A 15,862-nucleotide genomic window follows, 5' to 3' on the forward strand; every position below is an offset into this window, starting at 1 on the left:
AGGAGAACTCCGATGAGCAACCCTGCCCGCACTGTCACCACCGGCCTGGCCTCGGCGCTGAGCGCCCCCAGCCCCGGCACCGGTACCACCGGATCGACCGGCCCCTCCAGCAGGCGGACCGACGGGCCCGCGCGCGTGGTCGTCGACCTCGACCTGCCCGGCGCCACCATCTCCCGCCATCTCTACGGCCACTTCGCCGAGCACCTCGGCCGCTGCATCTACGGCGGCTTCTTCGTCGGCGAGGACTCCGAGATCCCCAACACCCGCGGCATCCGCCACGACGTGGTCGACGCCCTGCGCGCCCTGCGGATCCCCAACCTGCGCTGGCCCGGCGGCTGCTTCGCCGACGAGTACCACTGGAAGGACGGCATCGGCCCTCGCGAGCAGCGCCCCCGCATGGTCAACTCCCACTGGGGCGACGTGGTCGAGGACAACTCCTTCGGCACCCACGAGTTCATGGACCTCGTCGAGCTGCTGGGCACCGAGGCCTACGTCAACGGCAACGTCGGCTCCGGCACCGTGGCCGAGATGAGCGAGTGGATCGAGTACCTCACCCGCGCGGACGACTCCCCGATGGCCTCCCTGCGCCGTGAGAACGGGCGCGAGGAACCGTGGAAAGTGCCGTACTTCGGGATCGGCAACGAGGCCTGGGGCTGCGGCGGCAACATGCGCGCCGAGGACTACGCCGCCCTGGCCCGCCAGTACTCGACCTACGTGCGCGATCACGCCGGCAACGAGGTCACGCGCATCGCGGCCGGCGCCAGCGATGACGACTACGGCTGGACCGAGGCGCTGATGAAGGCCATCGGCACCCTCAAGGGTCGCGAGACCAAGCCCAAGCCCTTCCAGGCGATCTCCCTGCACCACTACACGATGTCCGGGCCGTGGCAGGACAAGGGCAGCGCCACCGAGTTCACCGAGGACGAGTGGTACCTGACCCTCGCCCGCGCCGCCCGCACCGAGGAGCTCGTCGCCCGCCACTCCACCGTCATGGACCACTACGACCCGCACAAGCAGGTGGGCCTCGTCCTGGACGAATGGGGCACCTGGTGGAACGTGGAGCCCGGCACCAACCCCGGCTTCCTGTACCAGCAGAACACCGTGCGTGACGCCCTGGTCGCCTCGCTCCACTTCGACGGCTTCCACCGCCACGCGGACCGCCTGGTCATAGCCAACATCGCCCAGACCGTCAACGTGCTGCAGGCGATGGTCCTCACCGACCCGGACTCCGGCGCGCTGGTGCTCACGCCGACGTACCACGTGTTCGAGATGAACGCCGGTCACCAGGACGCCGCGGCGCTGGACGCCCACGTGCTGCTGCCCGAGGAGCCGCGCGAGATCGAGGGCCGCACCCTGCCGTCGATCTCCGCCTCGGCGTCGACGACGGGGGAGACGGCGCTGATCTCGCTGTCGAACCTGGATGCCTCCGAGGGCCGCACGCTCGTGCTGGACCTGCGCGGCCGCGAGGTCACCGGGCATTCGGCGCGGGTGCTCACCGGAGCGTCCTCTGCCGCGCACAACACCCCGGAACAGCCCGACGCGGTGGCTCCGGTGGAGCTGACCACGGTGCGCGAGCACGAGCGCGGCCTCGAGGTCGTGCTCCCGCCGCACTCCTTCGCGACGGTGCAGCTGCAGCTGGCCTGAGGGCGGGCCGTGGCTGGGCGCGTACAGGTAGGTTTCGGGTATGACCGCCACGCCACCTGCGTCCGCCGGAATGCTCCCGGAGCCGTCGATCCTCATGGCCGAGGGTGCCGAGATCGCCACCTACGAGTTCGGACCGGCGGCCGGCGTCTCCCGCGGGGACCTGGTGTTCTGCCATGGCACCCCGTGGTCGGCCCAGGTGTGGGCACCGGTGGCCCGGGCCCTGAGTGCGACCTTCCGCGTGCACCTGTGGGACATGCCCGGTTACGGCCGCTCCGGCAAGGGGGTCGACGTCCCGCTCGACCTCGTGACCCAGGGTGAGCGGTTCGCGCGGCTGCTCGAGCACTGGGAGCTGGCGAACCCCCACGTGATCGCCCACGACATCGGCGGCGCGGTCGCCCTCGGCGCCCACCTGCGTGGCGGCAGCCAGTTCGCCTCGCTCGCGCTGTGGGACGTCGTGACACTCGACCCGTGGGGCTCGCCGTTCTTCCGGCTCGTCGCCGAGCACGCCGACGTCTTCAGCGCCCTGCCGCCCCCGCTCCACGCCGCCCTGGTGCGCGAGTACATCAGCGGCGCCGCGCACCGCACGCTGACCGCGGAGCAGTCGGAGCTGCTGGTCTCTCCCTGGATCGAGGGGGAGGGGCAGGCCGGGTTCTACGGCCAGATCGCAGCGCTGAGCCCGGAGCACACCGAGCCCCTCGTGGAACGGCTCCACCAGGTGCGCTGCCCCGTGACGATCGGCTGGGGCGAGCAGGATCCGTGGATCCCGGTCGAGCAGGCCTCCCGGCTGCAGGAGGCGCTGCCGGGAGAGCCGCCGCTGACCGTGCTGCCGGGCGTCGGGCATCTCGCGCCGATCGAGGCGACCGAGCCGGTCGCCACGGCGCTCGCGGAGTGGCTCGCGGGGGCCGCTGATCAGGGCGCTTCGGCCAGCGCCTGACCGCGGCGCCTCGACGCGCTCCTGATCGCGCTGCCACGAACCGAGCCTGGCCGCGCTGACAGCCCGCGCGTACCCGGCGACCGAGCCCGCACCAGCTGTATTCAACCGAAGGGTTGACGACCTAGCGGAGTAGGCGTAGCGTCACCGTTGTCAACCAAGAAGTTGAGAAAGGGAGGTATGGACGACGACACTCTCTCGAGGGCCTTCGCCGCTCTCGCCGACCCCACCCGTCGCGACCTCGTCTCCCGGCTCACCCTCGGGGACGCCACCGTGGGCGAGCTCGCCGCCCCCTACGACATGTCGCTGCAGGCCGTGAGCAAACACCTCGCGGTCCTCGAATCGGCCGGCCTCGTCACCCGCCGGCGCGACGCCCAACGCCGCCCCGTGCATCTCGACGCCGAGAAGCTGGGGGAGCTGACCACCTGGATCGACCGACATCGCAGGGCCGCCGAGGCACGCATGTCCCGCCTCGACGAGGTCCTCGAGCACGCAGGAACCCCTGACGCAGGCCTCACCGATTCTCAGGAGACATCGCCATGAACGCCACCGACCGTCTGACCACTTCCACCATCGAAGCCGACCCCGACGTCCCCCTGATCCGCATCACCCGGGACTTCCCTGCGACTCCGGCGCAGATCGTCCGCGCCCACACCGACCCGGACCTCTACGCCCAGTGGGTCGGGCCCAAGGACCTCTCGACCCGCATCGACCACTGGGACGCCCGCACCGGCGGCTCCTGGGCCTTCACCAACATCCGGGGTGAGGAGGAGTACTCCTTCCACGGATGCTTCCACGAGGTCTCCGAGAACCGCATCGTCCAGACCTTCACCTTCGACGGCTGGCCCGAGGGGGTCTCGCTGGAGACGATGCGATTCGAGGACCTGGGGGACGGCTGGACCCGCATGCACAGCCAGTCGCTGACCGACTCCTTCGAGGCTCGCGGTCAGATGCTGGAATCCGGCATGGAAGTCGGCATCAACGAGGGCTACGCGAAGCTCGACGAGCTCCTCGAGGCCGGTTCCGTGCCGGCGGGAGCACAGTCTCCTGCAGCGGAGCAGACAGCGTGAGCACCCCGCTGCCCCAGCTCCCGCCCGACGCGAAGTACCGCGCCATCTCCGACCGGTTCACCGAGACGGTCGGCGGGGGTGAAGGACTGGGACGCACCCACGCCCGTCGCGGAATGGCGTGCCCGGGATGTCGTCGACCATCTCGTCACCTGGCTGCCGGCCATGATCCACGGGGGCTCGGATGTCCGCTTCTCGGCCGGGCCGTCGGCGGACGACGACCCCGTCGGCGCCTGGATCCATCTCGATACGCAGGTCCGCGAGCTGTTCGAGGATCCGGCTGCCGCGCAGCACCTGCACTCGAATCCGCACACCGGCCAGGACAGGCCGGTCCCGGACGTCGTCGACTCGGTCTTCACCGGGGACGTCTTCTTCCACACCTGGGACCTGGCTCGTTCGTCGGGTCAGGACGATGCGCTCGATCCCGACATGGTCCACGAGGCGCTGGCCGGGATGAGTGCCATGGAGGAGATGCTGCGATCCAGCGGCCAGTTCGGGCAGCAGCAGCCCGTGCCGAAGGATGCGACCGAGCAGGAGAAGCTCTTCGCCTTCCTGGGCCGCGATCCGCGATGGGAGGCTGCGGCCGGCTGATCTCCGCCAGGACCGATCGCCGAGCGGACCCTTCGTCGTCAGACGTTCCCGCGGGAACGTCTGACGACGAGACACGTTCCCGCGGGAACGTTCATCGGGTCGGCGCGACGGTGCGCGGAGGACGCTCGCGGCCGTGCTGAGGCGTTCCCGCGGGAACGCCTCAGGGCGAGGTCGTCGACGTCGTGTCGCGGCACATCACTCGCGGCACGCCGCCCGCCGATCAGGAGTCGCCGCTCGAGGCGGGGAACTCGTCGTCGCTGACAGGCATGGCCCCGACGATCGCGGGCACCTCATCGGCCGTCACCGGGTGGTCGAACACGGCCGCGTGCACCCGGACGTCGAGGTGGGCGCCGCGGGGTATGTCCCGCGGAGCGGACCAGGCGAGGCTCGTGCCGATTCCTACGTAGTCCGATGCGCGCACGAACCACGGGTCGACACGACTCTGCGTCCGGATGTCCTGCACGAGCACGAGACTGGTCCACTCGTTGCCGTGGCGTCGCTGGACGACCAGGAACGGACTCGTCGACCCATGGGCGATCGACTCCCCGTGACCGTCCTCGACCAGGATGCGGGTCTCGTCCGCGTCGGGCAGACGCCAGAACAGGCCCCCGTACCCCGCCCCCAGCCGGCCCCGGTTCGCGGGGCTCGTCAGGCGCACGTCGGCGGTGTCCGCGTACAGGCGGCTGCGCCAGGCAAGGCCCCACCCATAGTGCTCGGGCAGGACGAACGCCCGGAGGCGTCGCCGTTCGAGCAGGACGTCGCGGCCATCATGATCGAGCCACCTGACCACCGAGCGCAGATCGCGCCCGGTCTCCGCGGTCTCCGTCTCGCGGATCTCCTGGACACCCTGGTTCGCCAGCAGGGTCGAGCCACGGCCCTCGACGAAGGTGCGCCCTCCCCAGTACGTGGTGCCGTTGACGTCGGGCAGGGCGAGCGACAGGCCGAAATGATGCCGGTGATCGACCGGATTCGTGACCGTCAGCGCTCGTCCGTGCAGAGAGCGCACGGGGTGCAGATGAGGGCGCGGGCTGTGGACGGGGGCCATGGACGCCCCCGTCACGGCGGCGGTCAGCAGCGTCCCCCCGTGCAGAAGGGTCCAGTCCCGACCTTCCCGCACCCAGCCCAGCGGCTTCTTCGCGAGGTCGGCATCGTATGCCCCCGACAGTGCATCGGCATGGTCGGGAACGGGCACCCTCGACGGCGGCACGCGCCCCGTGCTGTCGCCGACGATCAGCTGCGGCTCGAGCAGGACATCGCCGAAGGTCTCGTCGGCGCCCGGGCTCTCGATGTGGTCGCGCAGCCGGGTCCAGGCGACCGCGCCCGGATCCAGCTGCTCCTGGCCGACGGTGGTCAGACGCGGCACGGCGAAGCGGGACAGCTCGATGCCGTCGAAACCCGTGACCGAGAGGTCTCCGGGCACGTTGACGCCGAACTCGTTCAGGCGCGCCAGGATGCCGAAGGCCGTGAGGTCGTTGAACCCCAGCACAGCGGTGGCCCCGGATTCGAGCACCTGCTCGGCCACCTCGTACCCGTCGGACATGGTCGAGCCGCCGTGGATGGAGCGGAGCGTCGTCCCCGGGGAGGCGTCGACGAGGCTGTTCAGAGCGGTCAGACGTGCACGGTTGGCCGCGCTGCGGGGCGGGCCGGCCACGTACAGCAGATCCCGGTGCCCGAACGCCTCGAGATGACGGACCAGCTGCGTCATGCCTCCCGCATAGTCGATGCTGATGGTGGTGGCGCGGCCCGCGGTGGTGCGACGGTTGACGAGAACCACGGGAGCGATGGTGCTGACGAGCTCGTCGAGGACGAGGTCGTCCATGCGGGGCGAGACCAGCACCACCGCGTCGCAACGGCGGCGTGCCTCGCGGGCGATCGACTCCTCCCGCTCCGGAGAGGAGGCCTCCGCGACCAGCACGCTGTATCCGTCGGCCTCCGCGCTGCGGGAGAGACCGCGCAGGATCGCCTGGAACATGGGGTTGCCGAGGTCCGGGACCACCAGCGCCACCGTCAGGGTGCGCCCGGTCGAGAGGTTGCGGGCAGTGAGGTTCGGACGGTACTGCAGCTTCTGCGCCGCCTCCTTCACACGGAGGCCGATCGACGGATCGACGCTGGTGCGGCCGTTGAGGACGCGCGAGACCGTGGCGCGGGAGACCCCGGCCGCCTCCGCCACCTGGGTGATGGTCGGCCCACCTCCGCCTCGGGGCATCAGATGTCACATCCTTCGCAGTGCACGGTCACCGGGCCGAAACTCGCCCTCCGGTCGTCCAGGACATGGTCCACCATGCTCCCGGCCGCGGCGAACAGGCCGACCTCCGCGCCGATCCACCGTCCCTTCGTACTCTGCCATCCGGTCAGCAGCCACTGGGGAGGTGCCGCCCCCGCAGGGCGACCGGCCGGGGCCGCTCGGCCCGGCGATGCCCCCAGCGCTATGCGACCAGCCTGATCGCAGGTCAGATGCAGGCGTATCGAGGCCTCGGCGGTCGGGTCCGCCGTGAGCAGCCGGGCGCGGTGGATCGTCTCGTCGGCCGCGTCCTGCGGCATCGTGCCGTGAACGAGGGCTATGCCGTCCCCGTCCCGGACCAGTCCGGCCCACGCATAGCTCAGCCCGAGCACCACGATCCCCGCCCGCTCGGGGGCGGCATCGCGGCGCGGGGGTGCAGCAGGAAGATGGAGCTCCACCTCCCAGCTGCTCGGCTGCCCCGGAAGCTGCTGGCCGAGCACGTCACCGAGCTGCCGGAGATCGGCGCGGGGACTCGGCGCGAAGGCCAGGTCCAGTCGCCCGTCCCCGGTGCGCCACCGGTCGGCCCGGGGGTTGGCCTGCCAGTGCCAGCGCGGAGCGAGCTCGCGCGAGGTGAAGTCGTCGGAACGCCGCGGCTCCGTGTAGCCCGTGACCGGACCGCTGCCGCCCACGGCGCCGACCTCGGGGACGACGGCGACCGGACGGCCGCGGGTCGCGTCGACGGGCTCACCCATGTGGGGCCACCCCTCGGCGTCGAAGCGGACCGGCTGGACGTGGGTGACACGGCCGAAGACGTCGCGGTCCTGGAAGTGGACGAACCACCAGCAGCCCTGCTCGTCGTCGACCAATGCGCCCTGGTGGGGACCATTGACCGTCGTGTCGTCGTGCTCCAGCACCACGCGGTGCTCGTAGGGGCCGCGGAGGTCGCGGGAGCGGAAGACGACCTGGTACCCGTCGGCGACCCCTCCCGCCGGGGCGTAGATCCAGTACCAGCCGTCGTGGACGTACGCCTTGGGGCCCTCGAGGGTCAGCATGCCGGGGATCTCGGCGCCGTCGATGAGCACCTCGGATGCGGACAGCGGGGCCGTGAGGTCCGGGGTCACCTCCAGCAGCGAGAGGCGATTCTTGACCCCGGCGCGCGACCGCGCCCAGCCGTGCACCAGATGCGCGCGGCCCTCGTCGTCCCACAGGGGGCACGGGTCGATCAATCCGTGCCCGGCGAGCAGGAGCCGGGGCGCGCTCCACGGACCCGCGGGATGCGGTGCGTCGATCACGAAGATCCCGTGGTCGGGGTCGGGGTAGACGATGAAGAAGGTGCCGTCGTGCTCCCGGATGCTGGGAGCCCAGACGCCGCTGCCGCGCCGCGGGAGCGCATAGTGCTCGAGCGGGACCAGCGCCGGCAGCGCATTGGTCACGTGCTCCCAGTCGACGAGGTTCGACGAGCGCAGCACGGGCAGTCCCGGGGCTCGATTGAAGCTGGAGGCGATCATCCAGTAGTCGCCGCCGACGCGGATGACGTCCGGGTCCGGCCAATCCGCATCGAGGACAGGGTTCGATCGGTGTTCCAACGTGACTCCTCCGCACGGCCTGCTCAGGGCGCTGGTCCGATTCGTGCGGGCGCTTCCGCGCGACCTGCGGGGAACCGGTTACACAGCCTGCTGCGCGCACACTATCAGGTGGCCGGCCGCGGTGAGGTCCTTGGTGTCGCGCGCCCGGGCGGCGTCATGACCAGTAGGGATGGAGCCAGGGCGGCAGGCTGCCCAGAATGGTGTTCGCCCGCAGCGTTGACAGCCGGGAGATCGCCACTCACACTGGGGAGACCGCGGGGAACCGGTTTCACACGAATGTTCCCCGCCCGTGCTTCGACGACGAACAAGGATGGCCAATGGCGGCTGACCCCGTACGCGACCCCAGGATCTCGTCTCCTGTGCTCGCCGCAACCGTGCCTGAGCCCCCTGCGGGAAAGGCGGCCGTACAGGCGCGCAAGAAATCGCTGGCCGCGATGCTCTGGCGCCACCGGGTGCTCTACCTGATGGCACTGCCCGGAATCGTCTACTTCCTGGTGTTCAAGTACCTGCCGATGGGCGGTCTGATCATCGCGTTCCAGGACTACCAGCCGTTCCTGGGGATCCTCAGCAGCCCCTGGGTCGGCTTCGAGCACTTCGTCCGCCTGTTCACGCAGGACACGTTCTTCATGCTGCTGCGCAACACCCTGGTGCTGTCGGGGCTGCTCATGCTCATCTCGTTCCCGGTGCCGATCATCCTGGCGCTGCTGATGAACGAACTGCGCGGACGCTTCTTCAAGCGGAGCGTGCAGACGATCATCTACATCCCTCACTTCATGTCGTGGGTGATCGTGGTGTCGCTGTTCTACGTGCTGCTCACGACCGACGGCGGGGCCATCAACAACCTCATCACCTCGCTGGGCGGGCAGCCCGTCGCCTTCCTCACCGATCCCGAATGGCTGCGCCCGATGTACGTGTTCCAGCACGTCTGGCGCACGGCGGGCTGGGGGACGATCGTCTACCTGGCCGCCCTGACCGCGGTCGACATGACGCTCTACGAGGCCGCCGAGATCGACGGCGCCAACCGGTGGAAGCAGACCTGGCACGTCACCCTGCCTGCCATCCGGCCCACGATCATCGTGCTGTTCATCCTCTCGATCGGTGACTTCCTCGAACTCGGGTTCGAACACATGTTCCTGCTGCTGAACTCGATGAACCGTGAGGTCGGCGAAATCTTCGACACCTTCGTCTACACCGCCGGCATCCAGAACGGCCAGCTCAGCTTCGCGACCGCAGTGGGCCTGTTCAAGGGCCTCGTGGGGCTCGTGCTCGTGATGGGCGTGAACTCGCTGGCGAAGCGGATCGGCGAGGAAGGGGTGTACTGATGTTCGGTTTCGAGCAGTTCGTGGCCCTGAACCGCCGGCTCTCCGGGCTCTGGCGCCTGGCCTGGCTGAACATCCTGTGGATCGCGGTGACCGTGGCCGGTCTCGGTCTCGTGGGTTTCGGTCCGGCGAGCTACGCGCTGGCCAAGTATCTCCATCACTGGCTGCGGGACGGCACCACCCCGCCGGTGGCCCCGACCTTCTTCCGGTACGCCCGGGAGCTGCGGTGGCACCCCGTGGTGATGGGCGCGATCCTCCTGCTCGCCGGCGCTGTCATCCTGGTCAACCTGCTGAGCCTCTCGGACTGGTACCTGAGGGCGGCGAACCTCGCGGCAGCCGCCGTGCTGTGGATCCTCGGCGCCTACGTGTTCTTCGTGATGGCCGCCCTCGACGTGACCGGCATCCGTGCACAGCTCAGCAGCGCCCTGCTGCTGGGGGTGGGCTCGCTGCACTGGACCATCATCGCCACCACCACCGTGCTGGTCGGCTACGGCCTGATGCTGCGCTTCGCCGCGCCGCTGCTGGTGATGTTCGGAATCGCCCTGCCCGCCCTCGTCTTCGCCGCCGTCTGCCGGCGGATCCTCCGTGATCTCGAGATCTCCCCGGAGGCCGACCCCCACCCCGTGCTGCGCGTGCCAGCGCACCCGGCGGAGCGCACCGACGCGTCCCCGCCTCGCCCGACGAAGGCCGCCCAGCGGTCGTCGTCCCTCCCGAAAGGAACCCCGGCATGATCACTCGCAGAACTCTCCTGTCCTCCGCACCCCTGGCCGCCACCGGCGCCCTCGCCCTGTCCTCTTGCGGAAACAGTGGCGGCGGCTCGGCCGGCGCCGGTGGCGGCTCGCTGACCTGGATGTCGATGCTGCACACCCCGTCCACGCCGCAGGCGGACGGCCCGGTGATGACCGCGCTGACCGAGCACACGGGGACCGATTTCCAGTTCCAGTGGGTTCCGGACGCCTCCAAGGAGGAGAAGGTCAACGCGGCCCTGGCCTCGGGCTCCGTCGCCGACATCACGTCCCTGAACCAGCTGGCGATGCCGTCGATCCGGGACGCACTCAGCTCCGGACTGTTCTGGGAGGTCGAGGAGTTCCTCGCCGACTATCCGAACCTCAGCCAGATCAACCCGGACACGCTCGAGGGGGCACGGCTGGACGGTGCGCTGTACGGCGTGCCGTTCCAGAAGCCGCTCGCCCGCTACGGCGTGCTGGTGCGGCAGGACTGGCTGGACCGCCTCGGCCTCGAGGTGCCCCACACCATCGAGGAGCTCGGCGAGGTCGCGAAGGCCTTCGCCGAGGACGACCCGACCGGCACCGGCGCCGCGGCCACCGGGTTCATCGACCGTCAGGAGAGCTTCCTGGTCGGCTTCCGATCGCTCGCCGGCTACTTCGGCGCGGGCGACAAGTTCCAGCTGGACGACGCCGGCAACATCGTCCCCGCCTGCACCACCGACCCCTGGAAGGAGGCCATGCAGTGGTACCGCGAGGTCTACGAGGCCGGCGGCGTGAACCAGGAGTTCATCACGATGCAGAAGCAGAACCAGCAGCAGGCGATCGCGCAGGACAAGGGCGGCATCGTGGTCACCGGGCTGTTCGAGGCCAAGAACTACGTGGCGCTCGCCGAGTCGATCAACCCCGACACCGAGGTGTCGTGGACGCTCATCAACGACATCACCTATGCGGACGTGCCGCGGCGGATCGTCTCGGACACCGGCGGGGGCATGGGCGGCCTGATGTGCTTCTCGACCCAGTCGCTCACCTCCGAGGAGGACCTCGCTCGCGGGCTGACCCTCATCGACGAGCTGCTCGAGGAGCCCGCCTTCCAGCTCATGACCAACGGCATCGAGGGCACGCACTACGAGATGGATGACGACGGGGTGGTGACCATCATCGATCAGCCCCTGTGGGAGCAGCAGGTCCAGCCCTACAACGGCTCACGCCCGTCAGACCTGGTGGAGATCTACAAGTCGTCCGACGAGTACGTGAACCAGGCGAACGAGATGATGGACGAGAACGCCGAGTACGCCATCACCAACCCGGCGCAGTCGCTGACGTCCCCGACGTACGACAACCAGTGGGCGACCATCGAGCAGGCGCTCAACGACGCCTACAACACCTTCATGATCGGCCAGACCTCCATGAGCGACTACGAGGCCTCCATCGAGGCCGTGCGCTCCCAGGGCCTGGACGACATCATCGCCGAGTACACCGAGGCCTACGACGCCGTCAACGGCTGACGGTTCGTCTCCGCCGCGCTCCCCTCCGCTCCTTCCACCGATCGGGAAAGGTCCCTTCGTGTCGACCCTGGACATCTCCGAACCGCCCGTCGCCGAGCTGGCGACCACATGGCTGCAGCACGCCATCGACCGGGCGGCGGCCCGTGGCGGGGGTCAGGTGCGCGTGCCCCCGGGCACCCACCGCACCGGAGCGATCCGGCTCCGCTCGGGCATCGATCTGCACCTCGAGGCCGGCGCGCTGCTGCAGTTCGTCCCGGATCCCGCGCTGTACCCGGCCGTCGAGGCGCGCTGGGAAGGCACGGCAGGCCTCGTCCACTCCCCGTGCCTGTTCGCGCACGGGGAGAGGGACGTCTCGATCACGGGCCTGGGAACCGTCGACGGGGGCGGCGCGACCTGGTGGGAGACGTTCCGGCAGCGGCGCGGCGACCTCGCGCATCCGCGCCCGACCCTGATCGGCCTGCACGGCTGCGAACGGGTCACGATCAGGGACGTCTCCCTGCGCAACTCCCCGGCCTGGACGCTCCATCCCGCCCTGTGCGACGACGTCACCATCAGCGGCATCCGGATCAGCAACCCTGCGGACTCGCCGAACACCGACGGGATCGATCCGGAGTCCTGCCGCAACGTGCGCATCAGCGACTGCCACATCGATGTGGGCGACGACTGCATCGCGATCAAGGCCGGCACCGAGCACACGCCGGACCGCGTCGCCTGCGAGAACATCGTCATCAGCAACTGCACCATGATCCGCGGTCACGGCGGGGTGGTGATCGGCAGCGAGATGAGCGGCGACGTCCGCAACGTCGTGATCAGCAACTGCGTGTTCCAGGGCACCGATCGTGGGATCCGTCTGAAGACCCGCCGGGTGCGCGGGGGAGTGATCGAGGACGTGCGGGTGACCAACGTGGTCATGGACGACGTGCTGTGCCCGATCACGGTGAACCCCTTCTACTTCTGCGGGCCGGAGGGCAAGGAGCCCCACGTGGGGGACCGCTCCGCGCGCGCCGTCGACGGGGGCACCCCGCGGATCCGCGGGCTCCATCTCGCACATGTCACCGCGAGGAACGTCCACGCCTCGGCGGGTCACCTCTTCGGACTGCCCGAGGCGCCCCTCGAGAACGTCACCCTCGACGACCTCGACGTCACCTTCGCCGCCGATCCGCGGCCGGGAGCGCCCGAGATGGCGCTCGCCGTGGAGGCCCGGACCCGATCCGGCATCGAGCTCGGGTTCGTGCGGGGCGGCGAGCTCAGCCGGGTCCGGGTCGCCGGCGCCGACGGGGCCGCGGTGTCCACACACGCCTGCGAGGGTCTCGAACTGGAGGTCAGGGGGAGCGATGACGGTTCTGCATGAGTCCCGCCGGCTCCGCCGTCGCACCGCCGAGATGTGGATCGCAGGTGTCGGGATGGCGCTGGCGATTCTCTGCCTCGGCGGCTTCTGCCTGGTCATGAACGGGGTGGATGCCGCGACCTTCGAGCGCGACGTCATGCCCTCCCTGCTCGGCGCGGATCACGGCATGGGCCCGCAGGAGGCGTTCGAGGCGGCTCGCGTCCTCGGAGCCTGGTTCGGCGCGACCCTGATCGTGGTGCTGCTGCTGTCGACGGCCGGGCTCTTCCTCGCCCGTCGGCTGCCCACCCGCCGCACCACCGGCTGGTGGTTCTTCGCCGCGGGGCTGGTCCTGCTGCTGGGGAGCCAGCTGATCCTGTTCCCGCTCGCGTTCGTCTTCTTCGCGACCGCCGCCCTCTTCGCCCTGCGCCCGCTCACGGATGGGAGCCCTTCATGACCACCGCACCACCCAGCCCTCCCACCGACGCGGGGAGCAAGGCAGTCCTGGCCACGCGCCCGCCACGCCGAAACGGCCAGCCGCGCCTGCGCCGCCTCAGCACGGGGGAGCAGATATTCCGGGTGATCAACGTGATCATCCTCAGCGGCTTCTCCCTGATCTGCCTGATCCCGTTCGTCCACGTCATCGGCAGCTCCTTCGCCAGCCCCGGTGAGCTGGCCACGACCAACTTCCTGCTGATCCCGCGGGAGGTCACCCTCGACGCCTACCGCTACATCCTCTCGACCCCGACGATCTTCCGTGCGATGGGAGTGTCGGTGTTCGTGACCACAGCGGGCACGCTGCTCAGCCTGGTGGTCACGGCGCTGATGGCCTATGCCCTGGCCAAGCCGTACCTGTTGGGGCGCCGAACCATGAACTTCCTGGTCGTGTTCACCATGCTGTTCAGCGGCGGCATGATCCCCACCTTCATCGTGGTCTCCTCGCTGGGGCTGCTGGACTCGCTGTGGTCGCTGATCCTTCCGGTGACCGTCAATGCCTTCAACTTCGTGATCATGCGGAACTTCTTCCAGGGCATCCCCGACAGCCTCGAGGAGGCGGCGCGGATCGACGGCTGCTCCGAGCTGGGTGTGTTCGCGCGCATCGTGCTGCCGCTGTCCATCGCCTCGATCGCCACCATCGGCCTGTTCTACGCCGTGACCTACTGGAACACGTACATGCACGCGATCCTGTACATCAACGACTCCTCGAAGTGGCCGATCCAGGTGCTGCTGCGCCAGATCGTCATCGTCGCCAGCGGTGTCAACGCGGACGCCTCCTCGGTGAGCGTGGTGCCTCCGGCGCAGTCGGTGAAGATGGCCGTCATCACCGTGGCCACGATGCCGATGCTGCTGCTGTACCCCTTCATCCAGCGCTTCTTCGTCAAGGGCGCGCTCATCGGCTCGGTCAAGGGCTGAGCCGCACCCCACCGATAAAGGATGATCATGCCGTCAGTTCCCCGCCGCAGCCTCCCTGCCCTGGCCGGTGCCTCCGTGGGCGCCGCCGCCGTGCTCGCCGGCACCGCTCCCGCTCTCGCCCGGCCCACCGCGACCACGCCGGATGGCGTGCTGGCCCTGATGCGGGTCCCCACCGGCAGGTCCGGTGCCGGCGGCGGTCGCGTCTGGTCGCCGCGGCCGACGGGATTCGCCTCCGTGCCCACCCCCGAGCTGCCGGAGGGCACCACGGGCGGACTCGGCGGTCGCGTCGTCACCGTCACCACGGCGGATGCGCTCGCCGAAGCCATCGCGGCCGACGAGCCGACGGTGGTGCTGGTGAGCGGGACGATCGAGTTCCCCAGCGGAACCATCACGGACGTCTCCGCGAACACGAGCATCCTCGGCGTCGGCCGCGGGGCCGAGATCGTCGGGGGCGGGCTGCGGCTGCTCGAGGTCTCCAACGTCATCATCCGCAACCTCACCGTCCGGGACTCCTTCGTCGCGGGGGACTGGGACGGCAAGTTCGAGACCAACGACAACGACGGCATCCGTGTGGATACCTCGCACCATGTCTGGATCGATCACTGCGAGTTCGCCCGGCTCGGCGACGGTCAGGTCGACATCCGCAAGGACTCGACCGACGTGACCGTGTCCTGGTCCCTCTTCCGCGACCACAACAAGACGCTCGGCGTGGGCTGGACCGACAACCTCGTCACCACGCTGACGCTGCACCACAATCGGTTCTCCAACGTCCACCAGCGCAACGGCAGCATCGATCAGGTGAGGATCGGGCACGTGTACAACTGCTGGCTCGCGGGCGCCAGCTCGTACGGCATGGCCTCCCGCGGTGCCACCGAGCTGCTCATCGAGCACAGCGTGTTCGACGCCGTCCGCAACCCGATCGGCACCAGTGACGAGCAGTCCCGGGTCGCGCAGAACGGCAACCTGCGCACCGACTCCTGGGGCGACTGGGAGGACACGGGCATCGACGTCGACCCCGCCGACCACTACGACTACGACCTCGACCCCGTCGACCAGGTGCGCGACCTGCTCACCCGGCATGCAGGCCCCCATGGGCGCACGGAGCGCACGCCGCGGCGCCTGCATGTCTCCCAGGACGGGACCGGTGACGTCTCCTCCATCCATGCCGCCGTCGGGGCCGCGTGGCGCAGCCCCCACCCCGTGGAGATCATCGTCCACCCCGGGATCTACCGCGAGGTGATCTCCATCTGGCCGGGGTGCGACGGCCTGGAGATCCGCGGTGCCTCCGGTGATCCCGCCGACGTCGTGGTCACCTACGACAAACCTGCCACGGACTGGGCGACCGTCACCGTGTTCGCCCGGGACGTCGTGCTCGCCGCCCTCACGCTGGAGAACGCCTACGAGGACGACACCGGGGGCGACCGCGCCGCCTATCCGCTGCGCTCGATCGACGACACACTCCGGCTCGAGGACGTCCAGCTCACGGGCGGCCCCTGGGAGATATCGGATCCGCGCCTCTGACCAGGGAAGACC

At 69.7% G+C, this 15,862-nt stretch carries 14 protein-coding genes; 12 read left to right on the plus strand and 2 right to left on the minus strand.

What is annotated here, in order from left to right; translation table 11 throughout:
- Positions 1 to 12 precede the first annotated feature (12 nt).
- The 5 genes from ACFQS2_RS10335 (at position 13) to ACFQS2_RS10355 (ending at position 4,233) form a co-directional block, all read left to right on the plus strand.
- Positions 13 to 1,644: an alpha-N-arabinofuranosidase gene (locus tag ACFQS2_RS10335; protein ID WP_377793670.1), complete on the plus strand. Its 1,632-nt coding sequence runs from the start codon at positions 13 to 15 to the stop codon at positions 1,642 to 1,644.
- Between the two features lie 40 nt (positions 1,645 to 1,684).
- Entirely contained in the window at positions 1,685 to 2,578 is an 894-nt protein-coding gene (locus tag ACFQS2_RS10340) for an alpha/beta fold hydrolase (RefSeq protein ID WP_377793672.1), read from the plus strand.
- Positions 2,579 to 2,755: 177 nt separating this feature from the next.
- Positions 2,756 to 3,118 carry an ArsR/SmtB family transcription factor gene (locus ACFQS2_RS10345; protein WP_377793674.1) on the plus strand — a complete coding sequence of 121 codons (363 nt, stop codon included), beginning with the start codon at positions 2,756 to 2,758 and terminating at the stop codon, positions 3,116 to 3,118.
- Entirely contained in the window at positions 3,115 to 3,645 is a 531-nt protein-coding gene (locus ACFQS2_RS10350; protein WP_377793676.1) for an SRPBCC family protein, read from the plus strand. Before ACFQS2_RS10345 ends, ACFQS2_RS10350 begins: the two co-directional genes overlap by 4 nt.
- Positions 3,646 to 3,723: 78 nt before the next feature.
- The gene (locus tag ACFQS2_RS10355) at positions 3,724 to 4,233 is read left to right on the plus strand and encodes a TIGR03086 family metal-binding protein (protein ID WP_377793678.1); all 510 of its coding nucleotides are present in this window, start codon (positions 3,724 to 3,726) and stop codon (positions 4,231 to 4,233) included.
- A 220-nt stretch (positions 4,234 to 4,453) separates the two neighbouring features.
- Here the strand turns inward: ACFQS2_RS10355 and ACFQS2_RS10360 are convergent, their stop codons facing one another.
- Complete coding sequence (locus ACFQS2_RS10360; protein WP_377793680.1) at positions 4,454 to 6,439, minus strand: DUF6807 family protein; 1,986 nt, start codon at positions 6,437 to 6,439, stop codon at positions 4,454 to 4,456.
- Positions 6,439 to 8,040, minus strand: coding sequence for a family 43 glycosylhydrolase (locus ACFQS2_RS10365; RefSeq protein WP_377793682.1), 1,602 nt, complete (start codon positions 8,038 to 8,040; stop codon positions 6,439 to 6,441). The genes ACFQS2_RS10360 and ACFQS2_RS10365 overlap by 1 nt, the downstream gene beginning before the upstream one ends.
- A gap of 374 nt (positions 8,041 to 8,414) precedes the next feature.
- Between ACFQS2_RS10365 and ACFQS2_RS10370 the strand changes: the two genes are divergently transcribed.
- Genes ACFQS2_RS10370 through ACFQS2_RS10400 form a run of 7 tightly spaced genes read left to right on the plus strand, consistent with a single transcriptional unit; the run spans position 8,415 to position 15,850 of the window.
- Complete coding sequence (locus tag ACFQS2_RS10370) at positions 8,415 to 9,362, plus strand: ABC transporter permease (RefSeq protein WP_377793684.1); 948 nt, start codon at positions 8,415 to 8,417, stop codon at positions 9,360 to 9,362.
- Positions 9,362 to 10,090, plus strand: a complete 729-nt coding sequence (locus tag ACFQS2_RS10375) for a YesL family protein (protein ID WP_377793686.1) — start codon at positions 9,362 to 9,364, stop codon at positions 10,088 to 10,090. The genes ACFQS2_RS10370 and ACFQS2_RS10375 overlap by 1 nt, the downstream gene beginning before the upstream one ends.
- Positions 10,087 to 11,592, plus strand: a complete 1,506-nt coding sequence (locus ACFQS2_RS10380) for an extracellular solute-binding protein (protein ID WP_377793687.1) — start codon at positions 10,087 to 10,089, stop codon at positions 11,590 to 11,592. Before ACFQS2_RS10375 ends, ACFQS2_RS10380 begins: the two co-directional genes overlap by 4 nt.
- 58 nt (positions 11,593 to 11,650) lie before the next feature.
- Entirely contained in the window at positions 11,651 to 12,943 is a 1,293-nt protein-coding gene (locus ACFQS2_RS10385) for a glycoside hydrolase family 28 protein (RefSeq protein ID WP_377793689.1), read from the plus strand.
- Positions 12,927 to 13,373 (plus strand): hypothetical protein, encoded by a 447-nt coding sequence (locus tag ACFQS2_RS10390; protein ID WP_377018497.1) that lies wholly within the window; start codon positions 12,927 to 12,929, stop codon positions 13,371 to 13,373. The genes ACFQS2_RS10385 and ACFQS2_RS10390 overlap by 17 nt, the downstream gene beginning before the upstream one ends.
- Positions 13,370 to 14,329, plus strand: a complete 960-nt coding sequence (locus tag ACFQS2_RS10395) for a carbohydrate ABC transporter permease (RefSeq protein WP_377793691.1) — start codon at positions 13,370 to 13,372, stop codon at positions 14,327 to 14,329. The genes ACFQS2_RS10390 and ACFQS2_RS10395 overlap by 4 nt, the downstream gene beginning before the upstream one ends.
- 27 nt (positions 14,330 to 14,356) lie before the next feature.
- On the plus strand, positions 14,357 to 15,850 hold the full coding sequence (locus ACFQS2_RS10400; protein ID WP_377793692.1) for a right-handed parallel beta-helix repeat-containing protein: 1,494 nt from the start codon (positions 14,357 to 14,359) through the stop codon (positions 15,848 to 15,850).
- The last annotated feature ends 12 nt before the right edge of the window (positions 15,851 to 15,862 follow it).

Origin of the sequence: Brachybacterium sp. GCM10030267 (assembly GCF_042666875.1) — a bacterium.
Lineage (GTDB): Bacteria > Actinomycetota > Actinomycetes > Actinomycetales > Dermabacteraceae > Brachybacterium.

Excerpts from the sequence above, each read along its gene's own strand:
- ACFQS2_RS10360 (WP_377793680.1), bottom strand. The coding sequence starts at position 6,439 with ATGCCCCGAGGCGGAGGTGGGCCGACCATCACCCAGGTGGCGGAGGCG.
- ACFQS2_RS10375 (WP_377793686.1), top strand. The coding sequence starts at position 9,362 with ATGTTCGGTTTCGAGCAGTTCGTGGCCCTGAACCGCCGGCTCTCCGGG.
- ACFQS2_RS10395 (WP_377793691.1), top strand. The coding sequence starts at position 13,370 with ATGACCACCGCACCACCCAGCCCTCCCACCGACGCGGGGAGCAAGGCA.
- ACFQS2_RS10340 (WP_377793672.1), top strand. The coding sequence starts at position 1,685 with ATGACCGCCACGCCACCTGCGTCCGCCGGAATGCTCCCGGAGCCGTCG.
- ACFQS2_RS10345 (WP_377793674.1), top strand. The coding sequence starts at position 2,756 with ATGGACGACGACACTCTCTCGAGGGCCTTCGCCGCTCTCGCCGACCCC.
- ACFQS2_RS10400 (WP_377793692.1), top strand. The coding sequence starts at position 14,357 with ATGCCGTCAGTTCCCCGCCGCAGCCTCCCTGCCCTGGCCGGTGCCTCC.
- ACFQS2_RS10350 (WP_377793676.1), top strand. The coding sequence starts at position 3,115 with ATGAACGCCACCGACCGTCTGACCACTTCCACCATCGAAGCCGACCCC.
- ACFQS2_RS10335 (WP_377793670.1), top strand. The coding sequence starts at position 13 with ATGAGCAACCCTGCCCGCACTGTCACCACCGGCCTGGCCTCGGCGCTG.
- ACFQS2_RS10380 (WP_377793687.1), top strand. The coding sequence starts at position 10,087 with ATGATCACTCGCAGAACTCTCCTGTCCTCCGCACCCCTGGCCGCCACC.
- ACFQS2_RS10390 (WP_377018497.1), top strand. The coding sequence starts at position 12,927 with ATGACGGTTCTGCATGAGTCCCGCCGGCTCCGCCGTCGCACCGCCGAG.